Raw genomic sequence first — 24,506 nt, forward strand, 5'->3', positions numbered from 1 at the left:
CGGAGACGGACGTCCAGTGGACCGGCGAGAGCCGGGAGAGTGCTGTGCCGGGTGAACTCACCGACTTCGGCGACTTCGTGCGGGCCGGCCTGCCGGGGCTGCTGAGGTACGGGCACGCCCTCACCGGGAATCCGCACGACGCCGCCGACCTGGTCCAGACCGTGCTGGAGAAGATCGGTTCCCGCTGGTCGTACGTCCAGCACAAGACCGGCGACCCGATGGCCTACATCCGCCGTTCGATGGCCAACGCGCACATCAGCCGCTGGCGCCGGACCAAACGCGAGAGCCTGGTCGCCGACCTGCCGGAGACCCAGCCGTACAGTCCGGCCGACCCGTTCGAACACGAGCCGTTGTGGCAGGCGTTACGGGCACTGCCGCCGAGGCAACGCGCGGTGATGGTCCTGCGTTACTACGAGGGACTGTCCGAGGCGGAGATCGCGGATTCGCTCGGGGTCAGCCAGGGCACCGTCAAAAGCCAGGCGAGCAAGGCGATCGCTTCGTTGCGCACGAAGCTCGCTTTGATCGAGCCCAAGGACGAAGGGAGGGAAGCGGGATGAACATGTCCGAAGAGGACGTGCAGCAGAAGCTGCGTGACCTGTTCTCGGATGACCGGTTGGGCGTGGGCTCCACGCTGAATCCCGAGACGATCGTCGCGGGCGCCCGTCGTCGCCGACGGCGCCGCCAGCTGATGCAGACGACGAGCGGGATGGCCGCCGCGGTGGTCATGCTGGGCGGCGGGCTCGCGATCTTCACGATCCACGACAAGGACAACGGCGCGGCCTTCCCCGGCGGTGACCAGCTCACCATGGGGGCGGCGGCCTCGTCGAGTTCGGCGCAGCCCGGGCCGGCCAGTCCACAGCCGCCGGTGTCCTCGCCGGCGGCGCCGTCGAGCCAGGTGTCCGCGCCGGTGACGTCGACGGCCCCGGACGGGCCTGTCAAGCCGCCGAAGAGCACTGCCGCCACGAAGCCGCCGACGCAGGGCAAGGTGACCTCCGGCGCGCTGCTGACCGCCGTCGGCTTCGGCAAGCTCCGGCTCGGGATGAGCGAGTCCGAGGCGGAGGCCACCGCCGGTCCGCTACGGGCGAGGGAAGTCCGGGGCGCCTGCACCTACGGTTACGCGGAGGGCGCGGCCGTTCCGGGGCCGACGTCGGTGTCGCTGACCGAGGGCGACGGGATCACCGTCATCAACCCGGCGGGCACGGTGCACACCCCGGAGGGGATCGGCGTCGGTTCGACCGAGGCGGACATCCTCGCCGCGTATCCCGGCACCACCAAGGACGGCACCGCCTACGTGGCACCGGCCAGCGCGGTCAGCGCGTACCGGATCTTCGTGTCCAACGACGGGGCGGCCGTCAGCATCCTGCTGACCAGCATCAACCAGGAGTGCCAGTTCAGCTGAGGCATCCGCGAAACGGGAAAACCCGGGCTGCTCCAAGGGGGAGAGCCCGGGTTTTCCGTGTGGTGGGACAGCGTCAGTGCGTCAGAGCGCGCCGCCCGCGACCGGGGGCATCCCCGAGTCGGCGCCGCCGTCGCCGACGGATTCGCGGTGCAGGTGGTTCTCCACCTCGAACAGGTTGCCGTTCGCGCGTTTGACGATGTTGAGCAGCGTGGACATCTGGGAGATCTCTTCGACCTGCTCCTTGAGGAACCACTGCGTGAACTGCTCGCCGATGTAGTCCTCTTCGGCGCGGGCGGCCTTGGCCAGCTGCTGGATGTCGGTCGCGACGTCCTTCTCCTGCTGCAGCGCGAGCTCGATGAGCTCGGTGACGTCGGAGAAGGTGTTGCGCACGTCGCCGGTGCCGGGGATCTCCACGTGGTGGTCGGTGTCCAGCATGTACTGGACCAGCGCCATCGCGTGGTTCCGCTCCTCGACGGACTGCTTGTAGAAGTGCTTCGCGAGCTGCGGCAGGTCCTCGGCGTCGAACCAGACCGCCAGCGCGATGTACTGCTGGGAGGCGTTGAACTCGTTGTGGATCTGCGCCTGCAGCAGTTCATAGAACTTCGAGCGCGGTTGCTTCTTGATGAGGGCCATGCGTTCAAAGATACGTCATCGCCTATTCGATTTCCACTTATGTCTGGTGATCTACCCCCTATTAGGTTACCATTACCGACAATAGGTCCGCCTTAATAAAGTAAGCCTTCCCTAATCAATCGGAATCAATGAGGGAAGGCTTACTTAATTTCTGTTTCAGATGCTTTCGCGCCGGATCGGGCACGACATGCAGCGTGGCCCGCCGCGGCCGGAGCCCAGCTCGGAGCCGGTGATCGCGAGTACCTCGATCCCGGCTTCCGCCAGGCGTGCGTTGGTTTCCACATTACGTTCGTACCCGACGACGACACCGGGCGCGAGGGCGAGGGTGTTGTTCCCGTCGTCCCATTGTTCGCGTTCCGCGGTGACCGGATCGAGCCCGGTGTCGATGACGCGAAGCCGTTCGATTTCCATTGCTTCGGCCGCCGCCGTGAGGAATGGGGCCGGGCCTTCGACCTTCACGGAACCGTCGTCGGTGGGCCGCATGGTGAACGCGGTCAGCGAATCACGGGAAAGCGGATACATGACGACGGCGTCGGCCGCGACCATCGTGCAGACGGTGTCCAGATGCATCGTCGCGCGGGTCTGCTGGATCGGGACGGCGAGCACGGTGTGCGCGATCCCGTCGGCGAACACCGACCGCGCCAGCGACTCCGCACCCGCCGCCGTCGTCCGCTCGCCGACGCCGATGGCCAGGACGCCCGGCGAGAGCAGCATGACGTCGCCGCCTTCGATCGGCGCCGAATGCGCGCCGTACGCGCGGGACGCGTGACGGAACCACGGGTGGTAGGCGTAGATCAGGTCCAGCACCGCGGTCTCGCGGACACGGGCGGGCATGGTGAGCGAGGAGACCGCGACCCGGTCGCCGATCCAGGCCGACGAGTCACGGGTGAACAGCAGGTTCGGCAGCGGATCGACGGCGAAGTCATTCGGATGGTTCATCAGCCGGACCAGTGAGGCGCCCTCGGCGGCCGGCAGTTCCTCGAAGGTCATCCCCGCCATCAGGACCTCGGCCAGCACCGCCGGGGAGACGCTCGACAGATGGGAACGGAGCGAATCGGCCAGATCGGGCCCGAGCCGCCGCTCGTCGACCGCCGCGTGCACCCCGGCCGCGTGAGCGCGGGTGTCGGCGAGCGCCGTGCGCAGCGCGTCGGCCAGCAGCAGTACCTCGACACCGCGGCCGCGCAGCACCTCGGCGAACGCGTCGTGCTCCTCCTGCGCGCGGTCCACCCAGGGGATGGAATCGAACAGGAGCTGGTCGTTGTTGCGAGGCGTGAGCCTTTTGAGCTCGTTGCCGGGCCTGTGCAGGAGCACCGCACGCAGGGGGCCGACTTCGCTGTCAACTCGGGGTGGAGTCGTCTCGTCAATCACAGGTTCACCCTAACTAGGGAAGCCAGGAAACTCGCCCTTTGAGCAGCGCGTATCCGACGAAGGAAACGAAATCCAGCGCGGTGTGCGCGGCGATCAGCGGCCACAGCCGGTTCGTCTTCTGCCACAGCCTGCCGAACACCAGGCCCATCACGACGTTGCCGACGAAACCGCCGAAACCCTGATACAGGTGATACGACCCGCGAAGCACCGAAGACGCGACCAGCGAGGTGTTCTCACGCCATCCGAGCTGGCGCAGCCTGGTCAGCAGGTACGCGACGACGAGGACCTCTTCGGCGAACGCGTTGCCGAAGGCCGACAACGTGAGCGTGATCGGACGCCACCACGTTTCGCCCAAAGTGGACGGTTGCACCGACAGGCTGAACCCGAGGCTGTAGGAGAGGAAGTACAGCCCCAGCCCCGGAATCCCGATCACCGCGGCGAGCAGCAGCCCGTGCACGATGTCGCGGCCGGGGCGTTCTCTGTCGAGCCCGATCTGCGCGAGCTTCATCCCGCCGCGCCACAACAGGTACAGCCCGAGCGCGCCCCAGCCGACCAGCTGGCCGGCGCTCAGGAGCTGCTTGAGCAGGTCGACCAGGCTCAGTGTCGCCTGGGGGACGTTCAGCTGGGCCTGCTGCTGTGCCAGCGGCACCGGCTGCAGCAGTGAGTCCACAAGGGACAGCAGACTGCGCAGCCCGGACAGGCCGAGGGTGATGCCGAAGACGACGACCAGTTCGATGACGATCGCGCGGCGGCGCGCCGGATCTTCCACGAATTCCGGCAGCGCCGGGCGTTCGGGACGCAGCCAGCTCATCGGCCGCACGTTACCGTCGAGTCATGCCAAGGAGCATCGCGACCAACGAAACCGTCGACCGCGCCGCGCTCGCCGACTTCCTGTCCACCCGCCACCGCGCCATCCTCATGACCACGAAGGCAGACGGCGGACCCCAGCTTTCCCCGGTGACCTGCGGTGTAGACGCCGAAGGCCGTCTGGTCATCTCCACGTACCCGAAGCGCGCGAAGGTCGTGAACGTGCGACGTGAGCCGAAGGTGTCCGCCTGCGTCCTTTCCGACGAGTGGAACGACCAGTGGGTCCAGCTGAACGGCACCGCCGAGGTGCTCGACCTCCCCGACTCGGTCGAACCGCTGGTCGACTACTACCGCGCGATCTCCGGCGAACACCCTGACTGGGACGAATACCGCGAAGCGATGGTGAAGCAGGGCAAGAGCATCATCCGCGTCACCATCGACTCGTGGGGTCCGATCGCGAAGGGCGGCTTCCCGCCGGAACTGGCCTAGCCCTCCGGAAAGAACGGGCAGCCGACGAGACGGCGGATCTCGCCGCTCAACTGCTGCGGCCCTTCGACCGGACGCGAGAACGCGAGCCGGACGTCGTGGTCGCCGGAGTCGGCCTCGACGCGCAGCCGCAGCCCGTAGCGGTCCAGCCCGAGCGGCCGGATCCAGCCGCCGCGCAGGTCGGCGGGCACGTGCTTGGCGAGCTGCTGGACGACGTCGGCGTGGTCGGTCTCGAGATGCCGCAGCCACGCGGCCTCGTAGTCGTGGAACGGGTCCGGTGGTGCGGCGCTGAACATATGCGGCCGGAGCGAATGCGTGCCCTCGGCGTCGGCGAGCACCAGCGACGCCGGGGTCAGGCGCAGCAGCGTCAGGCCGTGCCCGACGTCCAGCAGCCGCTCGTCCGGCCGGGTTTCGGCGATGGAGACGGCGCGGGCGCGGGCCGAGACCTCGGAGAGCGGGCGGAGCCAGCCCGTGATCCACAACAGCCCGCGGATGGGTTCGCGCAGGTCGACCGGTGCCTGATCGGTCAGTTCGACCATCACCGCGAGCTCGCCGCGCTGGGCCTCGTGCGCGCGTTCGACCAGGGGGTGCTCGTCCGGCAGCAGGATGCTGACGCTGCCGCTCGTGTGCACGTGGTGCAGCTCGGGGATCACGCGGCCGTACGGTCCTGGCCGGTCACGCTGTTCGGCGGTCGGCATCAGTGTCGCCGGGCCGTTGCGGGTGGCGATCGTCTTCGCGCGTTCCGCGGGGTTCGGCGCCGGCGGGCGGCGAATGGACGTCGGTGTGGTCACGGCTCACCTCCTAGTTAGGTGAGCCTAACCTGATCTGGCCGCCGAGCGGAAGTAGCCTGGATCACGTCTCACCGCGTCCGTATACGTTGACCAGGTGGAAGACCACAGAATCCGGGTGCTCGAACCACCCGAAGGGATTCCGGCGTCGAACATGCCGGTCCTGCGGCCCCTCCTCGACCGCCTCATCACGACCCTCGGCACGACGTCGGTCGCGGCCGGGGTGCTCGTGGTGCTGGGCATCCTCCTGGCGGTGTCGGGGCGGTACGGAATCGCCGCGCCCGCCTTCCTGCTCTGCTTCATGACACCGGTTTCGCTCTACTTCGGCTACCACGTCTTCGCCGGATCTTCGCCGATGCGGAAGCTCAGCGCCAAGCCGTTCCGCCTGGTGAGCGGGCTGGACGGCGCCGTCGTCGCCGGTTCTCGCGTGAGCGTCCCGCTCGACGGCCGGTGGCTGATCGTCCGGCTGCCCGCCCCGCTCCGCGCGCAACTCGCGGCGCAGCGCCGGCTTTGGGTGCTCGGCCCGTTCGTCGTGCTGCCGGGTGTCATCGGCCCCCGGCGCGGCGTGTTCCGGGACGCGCCGGTGAAGGGTTCGGCGCCGCTGCCCGCCGAGCCGGTCACGCCGGGACGGATGCTCACCCTGCAACGACGGCTGCTGGCTTCGTACTACCTGCTCGGCGCCGGGATCACCGTGGTGGCGGGCGCTTTCGCGCTCTGGGTCGCGTTCGACTTCCCGGACCGCGACAGCCTCATCGTGCCGAACACGCGGCTTCTCGCCGTCCTCTGTGGTCTCGCGACGATCGGACTCGGCATCGCGGCACTCGTGGTCGCCAGGCCGTCACCCGAACCGCGGTGGACCGAACTCGCCGTCGTTTCCGGACCGGCGTCGGTCAACCTCTTCGGCATGGTGACGTTGAAGGGCCGGACGGTCCTGCCCGGCGGTCGCGAGGTCACCGTCCAGGCCGCCGGCTCGGATCCGTCCCTGGCCGCGAACATCGCCGCGACCGGACGGCTGTGGGTGCTCGGCGTGCCGGTGGCCGGGAAGATGGCGAAGGCCGGAGTGCCCGGTCACGCGGTTTTCGGTCAGGTCAAGTTCGGGTCGTGAGTGGCGTTTCGGGTTCTCTTGAGGGGTAAGTCAACCGTGTCGTGGTGTGGGGCCGGTGTCGCTTCTGCGTAGGCGTTCTTCTGGTAGTGAGGGCCTCTTTGCCTACTCTGAGGGTAGTGAAGGTGGCTTTCGCTACCGTCGGACGTGACTCGCGTGTCTGGATGCCGCACTCGGGAGTGTGGAGTCTGAACACACGAGATCCGGGTCTGAGCACGCGAGTACGGTGCCGCGTCGCCCAGCCCCCGCCTCACCCGAGACACGCCACGTTTGCCTTACCCCTCAATAACCCGAAACGCCACTCCCGACCACCTGTACCGAACGGTCACCTTGGCGCGACCGCTCAACTGAGCGAGCGTCGCGTCGCCTCTTCGGTCTCCACGACGCCCCGCCGGATCCCTTCCAGCTGCTCGCTCAACTCGCCGATGGTCGTCGTGTCGAGCAGCGAATCGCCGGTGGCGGCCGAAAGTTCGGCCGCCCTGGCGACCAGGCCGTCGAGTCCGAGCGCGCCGGATCGTAGTTGTGCCAGCAGTTTCCGCTGCGCGCTCGAAAGCCGCGCGTGCACGTCTTCCTGTGCCTGCACGGCCTCGAGCGACTGCGTCAGGTCGCCGCGGATGTCGTCGTCGGCGGTCTTCAATTCCTTGCGCAGCCGGGCTTTCTCGGCCGATACCGCGCCGAGATCCACGCGGGCCAACGCTTTTCCCGTGGCGGACGTACGGCCGGCCAGCCGCCGGAGGGTGTCGACGGTTTCCCGCACCACCGGTTCCATGTCGGCCACCCGGTCGGCGAGCGGGCCGGTGTCGAGCGATCCGGAGATCGACCGGAATCCTTCGGCCGCGGCTTCCGCGCGCCGTAGCCAACCCGCCTCCGGTGAGCCAGGCTCGACGTCGGGCAGAGCCCGCTCTTCGGGTTCGGGCTCCGGTTTCGGCCGCGTGGCGGCGGCGACCCCGGCGCGGGCGGCGAGCACGGTCACGCCGACACCGAGCGCGGCGAGCACCGGCAGTTGCACCGCCCAGGCCGCACCGGCCGACGTCGCCGCGAGGAGCAGTCCCCACGGCTCACCCAACTCACGGACGAAGCGCATAGCCGAGGATCTCAGAAATTCGAGATGACGGCGGTGAATACCTGGTCGATCGAGTCCGGTTTGGACGAGTCGTACCCGACGCCCTGGGTGGTCTCGGCGATCTCCTTGAGCACGTCCAAGTCCGCGTCGGAGCCGTAGGCGATGGTGAACATCCGTACCGCTTCGCCGCCGCCCTCGGCCCGCAGCTGGCCGACGAGGTTCGGCAGATCGATCCCGCCCGGATCCTCGTTCCGGCCGTCGGTGAGCACGACGACGGCGTTGATCGCGTTCGGATCCAGCCGCTGCTTCATGAATTCGTATGCCGCGAGCGATGAATCGTAGAGCCCGGTCCCGTTCTGCGGCGTCAGCCCGTTCAGCCGCGACGCGAGCTCCCGCCTGCCCGGCTCACCGCCGATCGGCGACACCGGCCGGAGTTCGACGTAGTCCTTGTCGCCGCTCAGTTTCGTCGAGAACATCCACAGCCCGACCTTGTCCGCGTCGCTGAACTGCGGCAACGACGCCACGGCCGCCTGTTTCGCGAGATCCATCTTGTTCTTCCCCGTGCCGCCGACGCTGTCGCCCATCGAGCCGGAGACGTCGACGACCAGCAGCACGTTCGCCTTCTTCCGCAGGTCCTTCCACGATTTCAGCACCTCGGTCAGCACCGGCGGGCTCGGCGGGCGGATCAGGTTGAGCTTCGTGTCCGGCTGGGCGCCGTTCTCCGTGGTGGTCTGCGAGCCGGGCTTCCCGTCGAACGTGCGGAAACCGATGTCGCTGAACTTCTGCTGTGCCTCGGCGCCGCGCAGATGCGCGAGGAAGTCCGCCGCGACCTGCTTGTGGAGATCGTCGGCCCAGTTCAGCACGGTGAACGGGTGATCGGAGTTGAGCGTGCCGTCGCTCGGGTAGATCCCGGCGAGCGGCACCTTCGGCGGCGCGTGCTGCCCGCGCTTCTCCGGGTCGTTGGTGGGGTTGCCCTGGTTGTAGCCGACGAGCGAGTTCTCCTCGACCGTCACCGCCGAGATGTACGACATCGCGGCGCCGCGGTCGTCGGCCTTCTGCAGGTTCGTCAGGAACGTCAGCGTGTTGTCGCCGTAGTGGACGATGGCCTGCTCGACGTTCTGCACGAACGTCCGCGCCTCCGGCTTCGCGAGCGCGTTGGCGGTGAGGTCCGAGGACGTGCCCGTCGCCGCGTAATAGGCGCCGATGGTGGCGTTGAGGCCGGAGGTCGAAATGTTCGGATTCGTCTTCCCCAGCCGGAATTTCCCCCATTCCGGGTGGCCGTACTTCGCCCAGCCCTGCGGATCCGTGGCGAGCGCGGCGAGATCCTTCCAGCCGATGCCCTTGCCGGGCCAGCCGAGCGCTTCGGCCATCGGTTTCGGCATGGCGACGACCAGCGGCGCGTTCGCGACCGATTCCGGATCGCCCTCGGGCACCAAAGCGGGATGATCGGTGCCGGTGAGGTTCTGGCGAAGCAGGTTCACCCAGCCGGACGCCGCGGGTGTCCAGACGTCCGGCCGCGGGCCGTCCACCGCCTCGTTCCAGCCACGGGACAGCGCCTGCATCGCGGTTCCGGACGACTTCGACTGCACCAGCACGTCGACGCAGCGTCCGGCCACCGTGCGGCCGCTGTAACCCTTGGCGATCTCGGTGACGACGCCTGCCTTCTCGGGCGACGACGAGACCTGCAGCTTGACCGCGTCACCCGTCGTGCACTTCGCTTCCGCGGCCTCCTCGCCGGAGTCGCTCGTGAGCGCGCGCAAGCCGATGATCAGGCCGATGGCGACCACCGCCGCGGCCGCGAACGCCAGGACCTTCCGGCCGCCTCGGGATTGCCCGGGTTTCACGACCATGAAGACCTCCAGCGGTGGGGACACCGATTATCCGGAGGTTTCACCGCGCCTGGGGTCGCGTTGCCGAACCGTTGCGGACGTGGCGGTACTTATCCCGCCACGTTTCGGCGCAATTCGTCACCTACTTGCGCGGGCACTTATCGGTGCACGTCTTCGAACGCCGCAAGCAGGTGACGAATTGCGTGGTCGTCACGCGCCGGGGCCGCGTCCGGACCAGGTCCACGCGTAGCCGGGATCCTCCGACGCGTCGGCCGCTTCGCCGAGTTCCAACGGCGCGAAGGTGTCCACCATGACCGCGGTCTCGTCGAAGAACTGGGCGCCGATCGACGCCTCCGCCGCGCCGGGCTGCGGCCCGTGCGTGAAACCCGACGGGTGCAGCGAAAGCGAGCCGACCTCGATCCCGGAGCCCTTGCGCGCCTCGTAGTTCCCGCGGACGTAGAACATCAGCTCGTCGGAGTCGACGTTCGCGTGGTTGTACGGCACCGGGATCGACTCGGGGTGGTAGTCGACCTTGCGCGGGCAGAACGAGCAGACCACGAAGTTCGGCCCCTCGAACGTCTGGTGCACGGGCGGCGGCTGGTGCACGCGGCCGGTGATCGGCTCGAAGTCGTCGATGTTGAACACCCACGGGTACAGGCAGCCGTCCCAGCCGACGACGTCGAACGGGTGGGTCGCGTAGGTGTAGCGGGTCAGCCCGGCGCGGTGCCGCACGAGGACCTCGACGTCGGTGCCGTCGACGACCAGCGGCTCGGACGGGCCGCGGATGTCGCGTTCGCAGTACGGCGAGTGCTCCAGGAACTGCCCCTTCGCCGACAGGTACCGCTTCGGCGGGCCGATGTGGCCGCGTGCCTCGATGGTCAGCAGCTTGACCCCGTCATCGTCGTGCGGAAGCACCCGGTAGGTGCACGACGTCGGGATGACGAGGTAGTCGCCGTCGCCGACCTCCAGCGAGCCGTAGATCGTCTCGACGGTCGCGCTGCCGCCCTGGACGTAGAAAAGCTCGTCTCCGGCCGCGTTGCGGTACAGCGGCGAAGGGCGCGTCGCGTGCACGAAGCCGATGGTGACGTCGGCGTTGCCGAACAGCCGCCGCCGGTCGGTGACCGCGTCCGCGTCGCCGAACTTGAGGTCGTGGGTCTTGAAGGCGCGGGGCTTGAGCGGGTGGTTCGGGGCGATCGGGCCACGTTCGTCCTCGATCGCGACGGCGTCGACGATCGCGGTGGGCAGCCCGCGGTGATAGAGCAGCGCGGAGTCCGCCGAGAAGCCCTCGACACCCATCAGTTCCTCCGCGTACAGGCCCCCGTCGGGCTTGCGGAACGCGGTGTGGCGCTTGTGCGGGATCTCGCCTACCTGCCGGTAGTAAGGCATCGGAATCTCCCCGGAACGTGTCCGTTGTGCGAACGATTTTGTCCTGATGTCGTACGCTACTAGCGTGTCAGTCGTGTCAAGCGCTGTGGAACTCACGCCACCCGGCCCCCGAGGAATCCCTCCCCTGTTCGCGCGGCTCGTCGACGACTCGGCGTTGTTCCCGCCCGGCGAGGCGTCCATGCCCGAAGCGCTGCGTGCGTACTTCGCGTCGAGGGCCGGTGAACACTCCGGCATCCTCGGTGTGTTCCTGTGCCAGGCGTCGAGGCTGCCCGAGCTCATCACCGAACTCATCAAGATCAAACCCAAGGAACCGCTGCCGCTGTCGCTGATCATCGACACCGGCCTCGGCGGGGTCCCGAAGGCGATCTCCATCGTCGAATCGCGCAGCGAGATCCTCGCGCTGCGCATGGTGGAGATGCCGGCGCCGTCGGACGTCGACGAGGTCTGGCTGGAGCGCGTCTCCGAGTTCGTGCCCGAGGACGTCATCCGCGTGGTCGAGCCGCGCCGCGGCGTCGGCTGGCTGGACGGCGTGCGCAAGGTGATCGAGCACGGCAGCTGGCCGAAGATCCGCTGCGGCGGCAAGGCGGGCGAGAACTTCCCCAGCGTCGACGAGGTCGCCGACTTCCTCGCGGTCGTCAGCGGCTCGACCGGGGCGTCGTTCAAGGCGACGAACAGCCTGCACCGCGCCGTCCGGCACACCGAGGAGTCGAGCGGCTTCACCCACCACGGGTTCCTGAACCTGATCGTCGCGTCCGCACGGTGCCTCTCGGGCGGCGACGTGCGCGCCGCCCTCGAATCGACCGACGGCGCCGCACTGGCCGCCGAGGCCAAGGGATTGTCGGAGCCGGCCGCGAAGGCCGTTCGCGGGTTCTTCGCCTCGTACGCGGCGGCGTCCTTCGACGAGCCCGTCGCCGACCTCGGAGAACTCGGGTTGTTGTGACTCGTGAGGGGTCGCTGACGCTCGACCGAGGGCTCGCGTTGCTGCAGGCGGTGGCGGACGCGGGTGGCGAGGCGGCGACGATCTCCGAACTCGCCGTCGCCATCGGCGCGAGCCGGGCCGCCGTCTACCGGCTGCTCGTCCCGCTGTCCGAACGCGGTCTGGTGTGGCGCGACGGCAACAAGGTGCGGCTGGGTGTCGGCCTGCTCCGGCTCGCCGGACAGGTCCTCCCGCAGCTGCGCGAGGCGGCAAGGCCGGTCCTGCGCGAACTGGCGGAGAAGGTCGGCGCTACCGCGCATCTGTCGGTCGCGCAGGGCGACCAGGCGCAGGCCGTCGCGGTCGTCGAGCCGTCGTGGACGAGCTTCCACGTGGCCTACCGCGTCGGCACCCGCCATCCACTGTCCGCCGGCGCCGCGGGCAAGGCGATCACGCTGCGCCCCGGCGGCGAAGGCTGGGTCACCTCGTCCGGTGAACTGGAGGCGGGCGCGTCCGGGGTCGCCGCGCCCGTACGCGGGGTGCCGGGTTTGAAGGCCAGCCTCGGCGTCGTGTCGCTGGAGCCGCTGGACGCCTCCGTGGTGGGCCCGGCGGTCGTCGCGGCCGCCGTCCGGCTGGCCGAGGTACTGAAACAGCCCGAGTAGCGCGTCAGCGGTGGCTGAGCAGCGGGCGCACCATGGTCGCCAGCAGGGTGAGGTCCACCGCGAACAGCAGCCGCTCGAACAGGCCGAGCGTCACCTCCTGCTGCGACGGCCCGGTGAGCATCGTCCAGACGAAACCGCCGAGCACGATCACCACCGCGGCGAAGCTGGCCACCGAAAGCCGCCGGATCGTCGTGCGGCGCGGCTCCCACGGGCAGCGCGCCCGGCCGGGACGGGTCAGCAGCCACGCGGCGGCGGGAAGCGCGAGGAAGGCCGCCAGCGCGGCGTAGTTGTGGATCTGCCCGGCCAGCGAACGGGCCTGCCCCTCGGGGTCGACGGGGACGAGCGCGAGGACGAACAGCCCCGCACACCACACGCCGAGCAGGACGAGAACGGATTCGTAGCCGCTGCGATGCGCCTTCGCGATGCCGCCGAGCAGCGCGAGCGAACCGAACCCCAGCGCCAGGCACATCGCGCCGAACAGCGGCGCCGCCGTCGAACCGGGCGAGAGATAGCCGTAGACGTACTCGGACAGCGTCTGCCAGATCGGGCTGACCTGGCCGGACAACCGCAGATGCAGATCGATCGAGATGGCGACGGCGACGGCCATGCCGAAGATCGCGAGCCTGCCGTGCACGGGGGAGACGGCACGGGCCGCGAGGATCTTCGGGGAGGTCACGACCGGTTTCTCCAGGCACGTCGGGGCGGGTGTTCACCTTTTCGTTCCCGAAAGGTTACCCGGCGAACCTGTGAAAACCCCGTGCGGCTCAGAACGCGAGCTGGGCCAGCGCGAACAGGGAGAACCCGGCGAAGACGAAGCCCGCGACGCGCTGGATGAGCTTCGGGCGGATGCGGCTCCGCACCTTCGCGCCGATGAAGACGGCGAGCCCGGCGACGGCGACCAACGCGACGAAGGAGCCGAGCGCGACAGCGAACGGGTTGCCGAAGCGGGCGGTCAGGCTGGCCGTCGCGAGCTGAGAGGCGTCGCCCCATTCGGCGGCGAACAGCACACCGAACGACGTCAGCGCGGAGCGGAAGAAGGTCGCGGGGCTCGGCCCGGAACGCGACGCGTCCTCTCCGCCGTCCTTGCCGGGACGGAACCCTTCACGAAGGAGCATGAACGCGCCGATACCGAACATCGCGGCGACGATCACGGCCACCAGTGTCTCCGGCAGCAAAGTGAGCACACTGCCGAAGGTGGCGGCGATCGCGCATTGCACGGCGAATGCGGCGGTGACCCCGGCGAATACCGGCCACGCGCGGAAACGGGTGGTGAGAACCAGGGTGGCGACGAGGGTCTTGTCCGGCAGTTCCACCGCGAGTACCAGGCCGAACGCGCTGATCAGCGCCAGCATCGAGCTAGACATGATGGTTCTTCACCCCTTTCACTGCAACGATAAAGGGGCGATTCAGAGAAAGGCAAGCTGATGGCTTTTCCGAATCGAACGGCATGTGCGGGCGAATCGTTTTTCATGGCGGGGCGGAATTGAGGTTTCGGTGAACCGAATTCTTTTTTCCGGCTCCGCTGGTAGCGTCCGGATCATGGACGAGAGAGCGCGGATCGAAGACGTGTGCAAGCGGCTGAAGGACCACTACGTGTTCCCGGACGTCGCCGAAAAGCTGTCGGTGCTCCTGCGGGCGAGGCTGGGCGACGGCGCGTACGCGGGGCTCGACGATCAGGCGTTCGCCGTCGCGGTCACCCAGGACCTGCAGTCGGTCAACGGGGACAAACACCTGCGGCTACGGCATCACGTCGACCCGCTGCCCGACGTGAACGGGGAGTCGTTCGATCCCGAGCGGTTCCGGCGCGAGGCGGAACTGAACGGCCACGGCATCGCGTCGGCGCGGCGGCTGGCCGGGAACGTCGGCTACCTGGAGACCAAGCTGTTCTACGGGCCGGACATCGCCGGCGAGGCGCTGGCCGCCGCGATGACGTTGCTCGCGACCACCGACGCGCTGGTCGTCGACGTCCGGGAGAACCGGGGCGGGGATCCGATGGCGGTCGCGCTGCTGATCAGCTACCTGGTCGACGAGCCGACGCATTTCAACAGTATTTACCTGCGCGACGGTGACGTGACCAACCAGTTCTGGACGCTGCCGTACGTACCGGGCCGCAAGTTCGGCGCGGACAAGCCGGTGTGGGTACTGACCGGACCAACCACGTTCTCCGGTGCCGAGGATCTGAGCTACTCGCTGCAGCAACTGGGGCGGGCGAAGACGGTCGGCGCGGTCACCGGTGGCGGGGCGAACCCGCGGCGACAGTACAAAGTGGACACCCATCTGGATGTCACCGTCCCGGGTGGACGGGCCGTGAACCCGGTCACGGGAACCAACTGGGAAGGCGTCGGCGTCCGGCCCGATATCGCCGTCGACGTCGAGGCCGCTTTCGACACCGCATACGCGTTGGCGCTGGCCCACGTGCTGACACTGGGGGATTCGGGTGTGCGGCGGCAGATCGCCGACGAGGCACGGCTCACACTCGCCGGCCTCGGCTGACCAGGGCGCGGGACCTACGTCCCGGCGAGAACGGGACCACTTGAACTGGCGGGCGCACCCCGGGGTGAGCAGGCTTGAGGCGTGGAGGTTCTCGATCTCGCTAGGTGGCAGTTCGGCATAACCACCGTCTATCACTTCCTGATGGTCCCGCTGACCATCGGGCTTTCCGTCCTGGTCGCCGGGATGCAGACGGCGTGGGTACGGACCGGTGACCGGCGCTATCTGAAGATGACCAAGTTCTGGGGGAAACTCCTGTTGGTCAACTTCGCGATGGGTGTGGTCACCGGCATCGTGCAGGAGTTCCAGTTCGGGATGAACTGGAGCGCGTACTCGCGGTTCGTCGGCGACGTCTTCGGTGCGCCGCTGGCGATGGAAGGGCTCGTCGCGTTCTTCGTCGAGTCGACCTTCCTGGGGCTGTGGATCTTCGGCTGGGACAAGCTGTCGAAGAAGGTCCACCTGGCGTGCGCGTGGGCGTACTCGCTGGCGACCGTGGCTTCCGCGTACTTCATCCTCGCGGCGAACTCGTGGATGCAGCATCCGGTCGGGGTCGAGTTCGTCGACGGGAAGCCGACGATGAACTCGATCTGGGCGGTGCTGACGAACAACACCGCGCTGGCCGCGATTCCGCACACGCTGGCGGGGGCTTTCTCGGTGGCGGCGGCGTTCCTGGTCGGCGTGGCGGGCTGGCAGCTGTGGCGCAAGCGTTCGGAGGACGACGAGCACCGCTCGGTGTGGCGTTCGTCGTTGCGTCTCGGCGGCTGGACCGGCGTGGTGGCGTTCGCGGTGCTGGCGATCACCGGCGACATGCAGGGCAAGCTGATGTTCGAGCAGCAGCCGATGAAGATGGCTTCGGCGGAAGCGTTGTGCCACACGGAGAAACCGGCGAGCTTCTCGATCATCGCGATCGGGGACGTGGGAGGCGCCAACTGCGAGGACGTCAAGACGTTCAACGTGCCCGCCCTGCTCTCGTTCTTGGCGCACAACGACTTCACGACCGAGGTCAAGGGCGTGGAGAACCTGGTCACCGAATACCAGGCGAAGTACGGCACGAACTACCCGGATGACCCGCAGCTCGGTTCGCTCGCGGGCAAGCCGATCGACTACGTGCCCAACCTGCCGGTGACCTACTGGGGCTTCCGCGCGATGATCGGCTTCGGCGCGATGTCGGCCGGGATCGGCCTGCTCGCGCTGTGGCTGACGCGGCGCGGGCGGATCCCCGGGCAGCGGTGGTTCCCGTGGCTCGTGCTCGGCGGCATCGCGACCCCGTTCATCGGCAACAGCGCCGGCTGGATCTTCACCGAGATGGGCCGTCAGCCGTTCGTGGTGGTGCCGAATCCGACCGGTGTCGACGGCGTGTGGATGTTCACCGCGCAAGCGGTCTCGAAGTTGTCCACAGGCGAGGTGTGGACGTCGCTGATCGCTCTGACGACCGTCTACGCGGCGCTTGGCGTCGTCGAAGTCTTCCTGATGCGCAAGTACGTCCGCGGCGGCGTCGACGCCGTCATGCCACCCGAGAAACCGGCCCCGACCAGCAAGAACGGCGACCCCGAAGGCGGTGACAGCGATGACGACGCGCTGGCCTTCGCCTACTGATCGCCTCTTGAGCTCACCTACCCAGCCCCCCGCCCTTCCCGGGGGACGGCCCCGCACCCAGCGTATCGGGGGTATCGCTCGGGTGGGTTACCCACAGCCGATCTGTGGACAACTCGACCGGTTGTGGATAACTCAGGGCGACTGGGGTGCGTGGGGGGTTTCGCGCGGAACGGGGAGGGTCGCGAAAGCCACTTTCGCGACGCTGAGCGTCCCGAAAGTGGCTTTCGCGACGCGCCACACGCCGTCGGCGGGACACACGGCAGGACACGCGGCCGGGCAGCGGGCCGAAGAAGCCCTTCGCCGCATCGCACGCATCGAAGGCTCCCTTCGCCGCGTCGCATGCGGCGAAAGCGTCCTTCAGCCCACGAAGCCCACAAAAGTCCCGAAAGCCACGAGAGTGAGCATCCGATGACCCTCGAAACGATCTGGTTCTGCGTCATCGCCCTGTTCTGGCTCGGCTACCTCTTCCTCGAAGGCTTCGACTTCGGCGTCGGCATGCTCATGCCGGTGCTCGCGAAGGACAACACCGAGCGCCGCGTCATGGTCAACACGATCGGCCCGGTCTGGGACGGCAACGAGGTCTGGCTGATCGTCGCCGGCGGCGCGATGTTCGCCGCGTTCCCCGGCTGGTACGCGTCGCTGTTTTCGGCCGCGTATCTCCCGCTCCTGGTGGTCCTGCTCGCGCTCATCGGTCGCGGCGTCGCGTTCGAATACCGCGGCAAGGTGGACTCCGATCGCTGGCGCCGCAACTGGGACCGCGTCATCGGGATCGGCTCGTGGATCCCGCCGTTCGGTGTCGGCCTGCTCCTCGCGACCACCGTCCTCGGCCTCCCGCTCGACGCCGACGGCGACCGGGTCGGTGGCGCGTTCGCCGCCGTCCGCCTCGAAACGCTGCTCGGCGCGCTCGCGGTCGTCGGGTTCTCGCTGGTCCACGGCGCCGCGTTCCTCGCGCTCAAGACCGAAGGCGACCTCCGTCACCGGGCGCGGAACCTGGCCACCCGTCTCCTCCCGGTCGCGTTGCTGCCGTTGCTCGCGTTCCTCGTCCTCGTGCAACTGCGGTCGGGCGACCTGTGGACGCTGCTCCTCGTCGGCGTCGCCGTCCTCGCGGCCGTCGTCGCGTGGTTCCGGATCCGCGCGGGCCGCGAAGGGCAGGCGTTCGCCGCGCTCGGCGGGGTCATCGCGGCGTCCGCCGTCGCGATCTTCGTGGCGCTGTACCCGAACGTTCTTCCGTCCACTGTGGACCCGGCGAACACGTTGACGATCGCGGGCGAGGCGTCGAGCCCGTACACGTTGACCGTGATGACCTGGGTCGCGCTGTTCGGCGCGCCCGCCGTCCTGATCTATCAGAGCTGGACGTACTGGGTGTTCCGCAAGCGCATCGGCACCCGGCACATCCCACCGGTGCACGCACCATGACCGAACTTCCCGGCCGCGACACCCTTTCCGCCACGGAGTCCACAATGGACCCAGCGCGACCGGGGAAGGGTCCGCTCGGCGCGCTGGCTCCACTTTCGAGTGCGGCGCGCCGGGCGTTGATCCTCAGCGGAATCCTGTCCTTCGTCAACGCGATCTTGCTGGTGGGCCAGGCTTTCCTGCTGGCCGACGTCCTCTCCGCGGTCGTCCGCGGAACACCGGGGGACCGCACCGCCCAGCTGGCCGTGCTGCTCGCGCTCGTCGTAGGGCGCGCGGTGACCGGCTGGGCGGTGCGGATCGTTTCCGTTCGCGCGGCCGCCCGCGCGAAGGAGGAATTACGCGCGAAGGCGCTCGATCACGCCTTGAAACTCGGCCCGGAGTGGATCGCGCGCCGCGGTCACGGCGAGCTGACGTCGTTGACCACCAAGGGACTCGACGCGCTCGACGCCTACTTCACCCAGTACCTACCGGCACTGGTCACCGCCGCGATCGTGCCGCTCGCCGCCGGTGCCGCGATCCTGTTCGCCGACTGGCCGTCGGCCTTGCTCGTCGTGATCACCGTGCCGCTGGTTCCGCTGTTCGCGATCCTCATCGGCAAGCACACCGCCGAGCGGGTCGCCGAAGCCGCGGACGCCGAACAACGGCTGTCGGGGCATCTGCTGGAACTCGTTCGCGCGCTGCCGATCCTCAGCGCGTTCCGCCGCGCCGAAGCGCAGGCCGAGACGGTGCGGAAGATCTCCGAACGGCATCGCCGCACGACGCTCAAAACGTTGAAGGTCGCGTTCGCGTCGGCGTTCGCGCTGGAACTGATCGCGACGCTTTCGGTCGCGCTGGTCGCGGTCGTCATCGGCGTCCGGCTGGTCTCCGGCGAACTGCCACTGGCCATCGGGCTCGGCGTGCTGATCCTCGTGCCGGAGTGCTACCAGCCGCTGCGCGCGGTCGGTGCCGCGTTCCACGCCAGCGAAGACGGCGTCGAGGCCGTGCGCCGGGTCGCGGACGTGCTGGCAGAACCCTTGCCGCTCAACGGTTCCGTGACACCGGCCAAGGGTGAGGTCCACGTCGGCGGACTGCGTGTCGCGAGGCGCGGCGGATTCGCGCCCGACGGCGAAACGTTCAGCGTCCGGCCCGGTGAGATCACCTGGCTGCGCGCGCCGAGCGGCGGCGGCAAATCGACGACGCTCGCCACGCTGCTCGGCTTCGTGCAGGCGCACGACGGGACGATCACCGTCGGCGGTACCGACCTCACCGACGCCGATCTGGAGAAGTGGCGCGAAAAGGTCGCGTGGGTGCCGCAGTCGCCGGTGTTCGGCGGGGGCACGGTTCGCGAGGAGGTCGGCGCCGACGACATCCTCGGCGAACTCGGCCTGACCGGGCTGGCCGGACGGCCGGTTGCGAAGCTGTCGCAGGGACAACGGCAGCGCGTCGCGGTCGCGCGGGCCTTGGTGCGGATCCGGTCGGGCGCGTGGCTGCTCCTGCTCGACGAACCCACCGCCCACCTCGACGAGGTCAACGCCGGGCTGGTCATGACCGCGGTCCGCAAAGCCGTCGACGACGGTGCCGCCGCGATCATCGCCGCACACGAACGCACGTCCGGTGTCGACATGTCGACCGACGTGCGAGCGGAAGCCGGAGTCACGGAAGAGGCGCGGTCGACCAAGCCGCTGCCCTGGCGCGACCTGCTGCACCCCAGGGTCTTCGGTGGCGCGCTGCTCGGCGCCGCAGCCTTGCTCGCCGGGGTCGCGCTGACCGCGCTTTCGGGTTGGCTGATCGCCAAGGCGTCGCAACAGCCGCCGATCCTGACCCTGACGGTGATGATCGTCGGCGTGCGGACGTTCGGCCTCGGCCGCGCGGGGCTGCGCTACCTCGAACGGCTGGTCACGCACGACGCCGCGTTCCGGATCGCCGGCAGCCTGCGCGTCCGGCTGTGGGAGTCGCTGGTGCGGCTCGGCCCGGCACGCGCGCTTCGGGCGGGTGAGGAGCAGCGGCGGCTGGTCGGCGACACCGACACCGTGCGCGACCTGCTCCCGCGCGTGATCACGCCGCTGGTCGTGGTCGCGCTGGTGGCCGTGGGCGCTGTCGCGGTCCAGGCCGTCGTACTGCCTGAAGCCGGGCTCGCGCTGGCCGCGGCCGTGCTGGTCAGCGCGCTCGCGCCGCTGCTCGCGCTCCGGGCGGAACGCCGCGCGACCAGTGCGCTGGCCGCCGGACGGCGTTCGGTGTCGGCGCAGGTGCTGAGCCTGTTCGAAGCCGCCGCCGAGCTGATCGCATACGGGGCCGACAAAGAGCGACGTCGCCGAATCGCCACCACCGACGCGGCGCTGACCGCCGAAGCGCGGCGACAGGCTTTCGGCGCCGGCGCGGCCGACGCCCTGATCATCCTGGCGACAGGGGCCGCCACAGTCGTGAGCACCGGGTTCGCTCTGAGCGCCGTCGCCGCCGGCGCGCTGAACCCGGTTCTCGCGCCCGTGGTCGCCCTGGTGCCGCTCGCGCTGGCGGAGGTCTTCTCCCTTCTTCCGCCCGCCGCGCAGCACTGGGACACCCTTCGCCAGGCGCGTCTGCGCCTCGCCGAGTGTCAGGAAAGGGTCGTTCAGGACAAAAAACGTCAGGAACGACCCTTTCCTGACACCGGCGGGGTGCGGATCCGGAACGCCGACCTCGGCTGGCCCGGCACCGAACGCCCGGTCCTCACCGGAGTCGACCTCGACATCGCGCCCGGGACGCACGTCGCCGTCGTCGGCCCGAGCGGCGCCGGGAAGTCGACGCTCGTCGCGGCCCTCCTCGGCTTCCTCAAGCCGAGCAAGGGCGAGGTCGCCGCGCCCGAGAACGTCGCCTGGGCGCCGCAGGAACCGATGCTCGTCTCGACCACGGTCGCCGAGAACCTGCGGCTCGCCAAACCGGCGGCGTCCGAGGCTGAGCTGCGGAAAGCCTTGTACCAGGCCGTTCTCGAGGACGTCGAGCTCACCACGATGCTCGACAGCGCGGGTGCCGGACTGTCGGGCGGGCAGGCGCAGCGGGTCGCGCTGGCGCGCGCCGTACTCGGTGCCGCGCGGGCCGATCTGGTCCTGCTCGACGAGCCCACCGCCCATCTCGACGAACCGACCGCGCGCACCGTCCGCGAACGGCTCGGCGAGGCGCTCGCCGGGAAGACCGTCGTCCACGTCACGCACAACGCCGCCGAAGCCGGCGACGCGGACGTGATCCTGGAAGTGCGGGAGGGCCGGGTCACAGCGCGAACAAAGGTCGAAGCGGGCTAGGCCGTGTCCTGTGAGTCTGTTCGCGGTCTTCGCGCCCAGGCGGTCCCTGACGGCACGGGCGGTCCAGCCGAGTACGACCCGGTACGAGGCAGAACCGCCCGTACCGTCAGGAACCACCTGGATCACGAAGCCCCATCGAACAGACTCACAGGACACGGCCTAATGTCGATAGCGCTCATGGATCCCACGCTTGCCGCGCGCGCACTGTCCGCCGCCACCGAGATCACCGGCACCGCCCTGTCCGGCGAAGACCCGGGCGACGTGCTGGAGACCGTGGTCGCCCGCGCCGTCGAACTGGCCGAGGCCGACCTCGGTCTCGTGATGGTGCGCGCGGACGACGGCCAGGTGGTCGCCGAGGCCGCGCACGGGGACACCACCCAAGGCCTTCGCGGGCTGGCCTTCTCCGCCGATTCCGCCGCCGGCCAGGTGGCCAGGGGTGGCAAGCCGGTGGTCAGCGAGGATTTCACCGTCGATCCCCGCACGGCGCCGTTCGTGCCGCCGGAGCTCCAGGGCTTCGGGCCTTTCGCGGCGTCGGCGTTCGGCGCGGGCGGGCGCGTCCTCGGCGCGCTCACCGTGTACCGCCGCCACGGCGGGGAACCGTTCTCCGCCAGCACGGTCGAGGTCCTGACGGCCTTCGCGGCCCAGGCCGGTGTGGTGCTCGCGCTGGCCGAAGGCGCCAACGCCCGGCACCGCGTGACCCTTTACCAAGAGCGCGAACGCATCGCCCGCGAGCTGCACGACGTCATCGTGCAGCGTCTCTACGGCGCCGGGATGCAGCTCGACCGCGTCCGCAAGAACATGCGGAAGCGGTTCGCGCAGGCCGACGGCGCGCGGCTGTCCGAGGCGATCGACCAGCTCGACCAGACCATCGAGGAGATCCGCGGCACCGTGCGCGCCCTGCGCAGCCCGGAACCCGCGAACGAAACGGTCACCGCCACCGACCTCGCCGAATCCGCGCGGGGCGAGGTGCGGATCGCGGGCGAGCTGCTCGGCTACCCGCCGACCCTCGAACTTTCCGGAGAACTGGCCGACATCCCCGCCGAACAGGCGGACCACATCCGCGCCGCCCTGCGCGAAGCACTGTCCAATGTGGTCAGACATTCCGGGGCGAGCGAAACCCGCGTGACACTGAGCCGTGACGCGGAAGGCGTCAAACTTCGTGTGCGGGACAACGGATCCGGTGTCCCGCAGGGGGTCGCCAAACGCGGTCTCCGTCATCTCGCCGAACGCGCGACGACGTCCGGTGGGCGCTTTTCGATCAATTCTTCGCCGAGTCTGGGGACTTTGGTCGCTTTCGACGTGCCGCTCGACCAAATCGTGTGAAATTAACGGTCTTTGTCGCTCGTTAGAGTGACTGTCGGCGTTTTCGGATTAATCCGTAACGGCTGGGGCCGGTGCGCGATTCTAAGGGCATCGAACGCGCTCGCAGCGCGGATTCCCAGCGAAAGGACTTCCCATGTCCTCGGTTCGTCGCGCCATCGGCACGGCCGCCATCCTTGCCGGATTCTCCTTGTTCGGCCCCGCTTCCGTCGCGTTCGCGCTGGTGGAAGCGCCCGCGATCGCCGATCTCGACTGCGGCGACTTCCGGTATCAGGAAGAGGCACAGGCCGAACTCGAAAAAGATCGATCCGATCCGCACCGCCTGGACGAAGACAACGACGGAATCGCTTGCGAAACGCTGCCCAAACGCGGAACGGCGCCGACCAAAACGATCACTCCCACCGTTCCGCCGATCGTCACGGAAACCAAGCCCGCGCAATCGGCCGACAAGGATTGCGCCGATTTCCCGTCGCAGGCCGCCGCGCAGACCGAGCTCAAGAAGAACCCGCGAGACCCGCACAAGCTCGACGGTGACCACGACGGGTATGCCTGCGAATCCCGGTTCGGCGAACCCGCGAAATCCGGCCAGGTGAAGGTCAAACCCGTCGGCGGGGTCGCGACCGGCGGCGGAGAAGCCAACGGCGGTCCCCTGGAGATCGGCGTGGTCGCGCTGGCAGGCGCGGCGCTGTTGACCGCGACGGCCGCGGGCGCGTCCCTGGTGCTCAGGCGGCGTGCCGAACGATGACACTGGCTTCCTGGCGCCGGTGGCCGTTTCCGCTGGTCATCGGCATGCTTCTCGGGGTGGTGCTCGCGGCCGCGTTGACCGCGTGCGCCGTCCCGCCGGGCAAGGTCGCGTCGCCGGCGTCGCCCTCCACGGTGTCTTCGGTCGCGGAAGTGCCGCCGCTCGCGCCCGCGAAACCGGCGAGGCTCGAGATCCCGGCGATCGGGGTCCGCACCGGCGACATCGTCGACCTCGGCCTGGCCGGTGACGGCACCCTGCAGGTGCCGCACGACGCGATCACCACCGGCTGGTTCACCGGCGGCCCGGCCCCCGGCGAGATCGGGCCCGCCATCCTCGCCGGGCACGTCGACTACAAGAAGGTCCCCGGTGTCTTCGTCCGGCTCAAGGAACTGAAGACCGGCGATGAAGCCCTCGTCCACCGCGTGGACGGGAGCACCGCGGTGTTCACCGTGTACGCGGTCGAACGGCACTCGAAGGCGTCCTTCCCCACGGAGAGAGTCTACGGCGACACGACCGGGCCTGAACTGCGCCTGATCACCTGCGGCGGCGATTTCGACTCCTCGACCGGCAACTACCTCGACAACGTCATCGCCTACGCGAAACTCACCCGCGCTTAGATTCGGGGCATGCGCACCATCTACGTCGTCACGCATCCGGAGGCCACCCATCACGTCGATCGCCTCGTGGGCGGATGGTTCGACGCCGAACTCACGCCCGCGGGTGAACGCGCGGCCGCCGCGCTCGCCGAGTCACTGCGCGCGAGGGTGCCGAAAGGGGTGGAGCTCTACTCCTCGGACCTGCGCCGTACCGCCCGGACGGCGGAAGTGATCGGCGAACGGCTCGGCGTGACACCGATCCTCGACCGGCGGCTGCGCGAGAAGTCGTACGGAGAAGCCGGTGGCCGTCCGCGGGAGTGGCTGGACAGCCGGTTCGTCCCGCCTCCCGCCGTCGGCGACCGGCTCGGGCACGACGAAGGAATCCCCGGCGCCGAAACGAAAGGCGCGATGGCCGCGAGGGTGTACGCGGCCATGGAGTCGATCCTGGAGAGCCACTGCGAGCACCAGATCGTCGTCACACACGGCGGCGCGCTCACTTTCGTGATCGCCGCTTGGATCCGGATGCCGCTCGAATCGGCCGGGTACGTCGACTTCCGCGGTTCACCCGGCAGCGTCACGGTGCTGCGTGAGGACGACTACTTCCACAACCGGCAGGTCGTGACGCTCGCCGGGACGGCCCGGCCCTCCGGTTGGTAGCCTCG

General features: G+C 69.0%; 23 protein-coding genes. 14 read left to right on the forward strand and 9 right to left on the reverse strand.

From position 1 onward, the window contains the following. Positions 1 to 44 precede the first annotated feature (44 nt). The gene (locus ACIHAO_RS03175) at positions 45 to 557 is read left to right on the forward strand and encodes a SigE family RNA polymerase sigma factor (RefSeq protein ID WP_396554791.1); all 513 of its coding nucleotides are present in this window, start codon (positions 45 to 47) and stop codon (positions 555 to 557) included. After that, positions 554 to 1,399: a hypothetical protein gene (locus ACIHAO_RS03180; protein WP_396554497.1), complete on the forward strand. Its 846-nt coding sequence runs from the start codon at positions 554 to 556 to the stop codon at positions 1,397 to 1,399. The genes ACIHAO_RS03175 and ACIHAO_RS03180 overlap by 4 nt, the downstream gene beginning before the upstream one ends. Before the next feature lie 81 nt (positions 1,400 to 1,480). Here the strand turns inward: ACIHAO_RS03180 and ACIHAO_RS03185 are convergent, their stop codons facing one another. The 3 genes from ACIHAO_RS03185 to ACIHAO_RS03195 all read right to left on the reverse strand — a co-directional run bounded on the left by ACIHAO_RS03185 (position 1,481) and on the right by ACIHAO_RS03195 (position 4,211). Beyond that, positions 1,481 to 2,032: a ferritin gene (locus tag ACIHAO_RS03185; protein WP_125780443.1), complete on the reverse strand. Its 552-nt coding sequence runs from the start codon at positions 2,030 to 2,032 to the stop codon at positions 1,481 to 1,483. Between the two features lie 156 nt (positions 2,033 to 2,188). Beyond that, positions 2,189 to 3,400, reverse strand: coding sequence for an arginine deiminase (locus tag ACIHAO_RS03190; RefSeq protein ID WP_396554498.1), 1,212 nt, complete (start codon positions 3,398 to 3,400; stop codon positions 2,189 to 2,191). Between the two features lie 13 nt (positions 3,401 to 3,413). Continuing rightward, entirely contained in the window at positions 3,414 to 4,211 is a 798-nt protein-coding gene (locus ACIHAO_RS03195) for a CPBP family intramembrane glutamic endopeptidase (protein ID WP_396554499.1), read from the reverse strand. A 23-nt stretch (positions 4,212 to 4,234) separates the two neighbouring features. Between ACIHAO_RS03195 and ACIHAO_RS03200 the strand changes: the two genes are divergently transcribed. Next, positions 4,235 to 4,696, forward strand: coding sequence for a PPOX class F420-dependent oxidoreductase (locus ACIHAO_RS03200; protein WP_396554500.1), 462 nt, complete (start codon positions 4,235 to 4,237; stop codon positions 4,694 to 4,696). Here ACIHAO_RS03200 and ACIHAO_RS03205 read toward each other — a convergent pair. Then, positions 4,693 to 5,484 (reverse strand): DUF2470 domain-containing protein, encoded by a 792-nt coding sequence (locus ACIHAO_RS03205; protein WP_396554501.1) that lies wholly within the window; start codon positions 5,482 to 5,484, stop codon positions 4,693 to 4,695. The genes ACIHAO_RS03200 and ACIHAO_RS03205 overlap by 4 nt on opposite strands. 94 nt (positions 5,485 to 5,578) lie before the next feature. On the opposite strand from ACIHAO_RS03205, the gene ACIHAO_RS03210 reads away from it, so the two are divergent. After that, on the forward strand, positions 5,579 to 6,586 hold the full coding sequence (locus ACIHAO_RS03210; protein ID WP_396554502.1) for a hypothetical protein: 1,008 nt from the start codon (positions 5,579 to 5,581) through the stop codon (positions 6,584 to 6,586). Between the two features lie 340 nt (positions 6,587 to 6,926). On the opposite strand, the gene ACIHAO_RS03215 is transcribed toward ACIHAO_RS03210, so the two are convergent. The 3 genes from ACIHAO_RS03215 to ACIHAO_RS03225 all read right to left on the reverse strand — a co-directional run bounded on the left by ACIHAO_RS03215 (position 6,927) and on the right by ACIHAO_RS03225 (position 10,861). Then, complete coding sequence (locus ACIHAO_RS03215) at positions 6,927 to 7,667, reverse strand: hypothetical protein (protein WP_125780455.1); 741 nt, start codon at positions 7,665 to 7,667, stop codon at positions 6,927 to 6,929. 11 nt (positions 7,668 to 7,678) lie between these two features. Next, entirely contained in the window at positions 7,679 to 9,496 is a 1,818-nt protein-coding gene (locus ACIHAO_RS03220) for a substrate-binding domain-containing protein (protein ID WP_396554503.1), read from the reverse strand. Between the two features lie 189 nt (positions 9,497 to 9,685). Then, the gene (locus tag ACIHAO_RS03225) at positions 9,686 to 10,861 is read right to left on the reverse strand and encodes a homogentisate 1,2-dioxygenase (protein WP_396554504.1); all 1,176 of its coding nucleotides are present in this window, start codon (positions 10,859 to 10,861) and stop codon (positions 9,686 to 9,688) included. Between the two features lie 85 nt (positions 10,862 to 10,946). Here ACIHAO_RS03225 and ACIHAO_RS03230 point away from each other — a divergent pair, with 85 nt between their 5' ends. Then, positions 10,947 to 11,801: a hypothetical protein gene (locus ACIHAO_RS03230; RefSeq protein ID WP_396554792.1), complete on the forward strand. Its 855-nt coding sequence runs from the start codon at positions 10,947 to 10,949 to the stop codon at positions 11,799 to 11,801. Beyond that, positions 11,798 to 12,436, forward strand: coding sequence for an IclR family transcriptional regulator (locus ACIHAO_RS03235; protein ID WP_125780461.1), 639 nt, complete (start codon positions 11,798 to 11,800; stop codon positions 12,434 to 12,436). Before ACIHAO_RS03230 ends, ACIHAO_RS03235 begins: the two co-directional genes overlap by 4 nt. A gap of 4 nt (positions 12,437 to 12,440) precedes the next feature. Here ACIHAO_RS03235 and ACIHAO_RS03240 read toward each other — a convergent pair whose 3' ends face one another. Both ACIHAO_RS03240 and ACIHAO_RS03245 read right to left on the reverse strand, forming a co-directional pair. Further along, positions 12,441 to 13,112: a DUF998 domain-containing protein gene (locus ACIHAO_RS03240; RefSeq protein WP_396554505.1), complete on the reverse strand. Its 672-nt coding sequence runs from the start codon at positions 13,110 to 13,112 to the stop codon at positions 12,441 to 12,443. Between the two features lie 88 nt (positions 13,113 to 13,200). Then, positions 13,201 to 13,788, reverse strand: coding sequence for a TMEM165/GDT1 family protein (locus ACIHAO_RS03245; RefSeq protein ID WP_396554793.1), 588 nt, complete (start codon positions 13,786 to 13,788; stop codon positions 13,201 to 13,203). Between the two features lie 187 nt (positions 13,789 to 13,975). Here ACIHAO_RS03245 and ACIHAO_RS03250 point away from each other — a divergent pair, with 187 nt between their 5' ends. The 8 genes from ACIHAO_RS03250 (at position 13,976) to ACIHAO_RS03285 (ending at position 24,501) form a co-directional block, all read left to right on the forward strand. Beyond that, entirely contained in the window at positions 13,976 to 14,929 is a 954-nt protein-coding gene (locus tag ACIHAO_RS03250; protein WP_396554506.1) for a S41 family peptidase, read from the forward strand. An 81-nt stretch (positions 14,930 to 15,010) separates the two neighbouring features. Further along, on the forward strand, positions 15,011 to 16,522 hold the full coding sequence (locus tag ACIHAO_RS03255; RefSeq protein ID WP_396554507.1) for a cytochrome ubiquinol oxidase subunit I: 1,512 nt from the start codon (positions 15,011 to 15,013) through the stop codon (positions 16,520 to 16,522). A 408-nt stretch (positions 16,523 to 16,930) separates the two neighbouring features. After that, on the forward strand, positions 16,931 to 17,938 hold the full coding sequence (cydB, locus tag ACIHAO_RS03260) for a cytochrome d ubiquinol oxidase subunit II (RefSeq protein WP_396554508.1): 1,008 nt from the start codon (positions 16,931 to 16,933) through the stop codon (positions 17,936 to 17,938). Next, the gene (cydD, locus tag ACIHAO_RS03265; RefSeq protein ID WP_396554509.1) at positions 17,935 to 21,186 is read left to right on the forward strand and encodes a thiol reductant ABC exporter subunit CydD; all 3,252 of its coding nucleotides are present in this window, start codon (positions 17,935 to 17,937) and stop codon (positions 21,184 to 21,186) included. Before cydB ends, cydD begins: the two co-directional genes overlap by 4 nt. A gap of 177 nt (positions 21,187 to 21,363) precedes the next feature. Next, complete coding sequence (locus tag ACIHAO_RS03270; RefSeq protein ID WP_396554510.1) at positions 21,364 to 22,509, forward strand: GAF domain-containing sensor histidine kinase; 1,146 nt, start codon at positions 21,364 to 21,366, stop codon at positions 22,507 to 22,509. A 133-nt stretch (positions 22,510 to 22,642) separates the two neighbouring features. Beyond that, on the forward strand, positions 22,643 to 23,251 hold the full coding sequence (locus tag ACIHAO_RS03275; protein ID WP_396554511.1) for an excalibur calcium-binding domain-containing protein: 609 nt from the start codon (positions 22,643 to 22,645) through the stop codon (positions 23,249 to 23,251). Beyond that, positions 23,248 to 23,865, forward strand: a complete 618-nt coding sequence (locus ACIHAO_RS03280; protein WP_396554512.1) for a class F sortase — start codon at positions 23,248 to 23,250, stop codon at positions 23,863 to 23,865. The genes ACIHAO_RS03275 and ACIHAO_RS03280 overlap by 4 nt, the downstream gene beginning before the upstream one ends. Positions 23,866 to 23,874: 9 nt before the next feature. After that, positions 23,875 to 24,501, forward strand: a complete 627-nt coding sequence (locus tag ACIHAO_RS03285; protein WP_396554513.1) for a histidine phosphatase family protein — start codon at positions 23,875 to 23,877, stop codon at positions 24,499 to 24,501. The last annotated feature ends 5 nt before the right edge of the window (positions 24,502 to 24,506 follow it).

The organism is Amycolatopsis sp. NPDC052450, assembly GCF_044547565.1.
Classification (GTDB): domain Bacteria; phylum Actinomycetota; class Actinomycetes; order Mycobacteriales; family Pseudonocardiaceae; genus Amycolatopsis.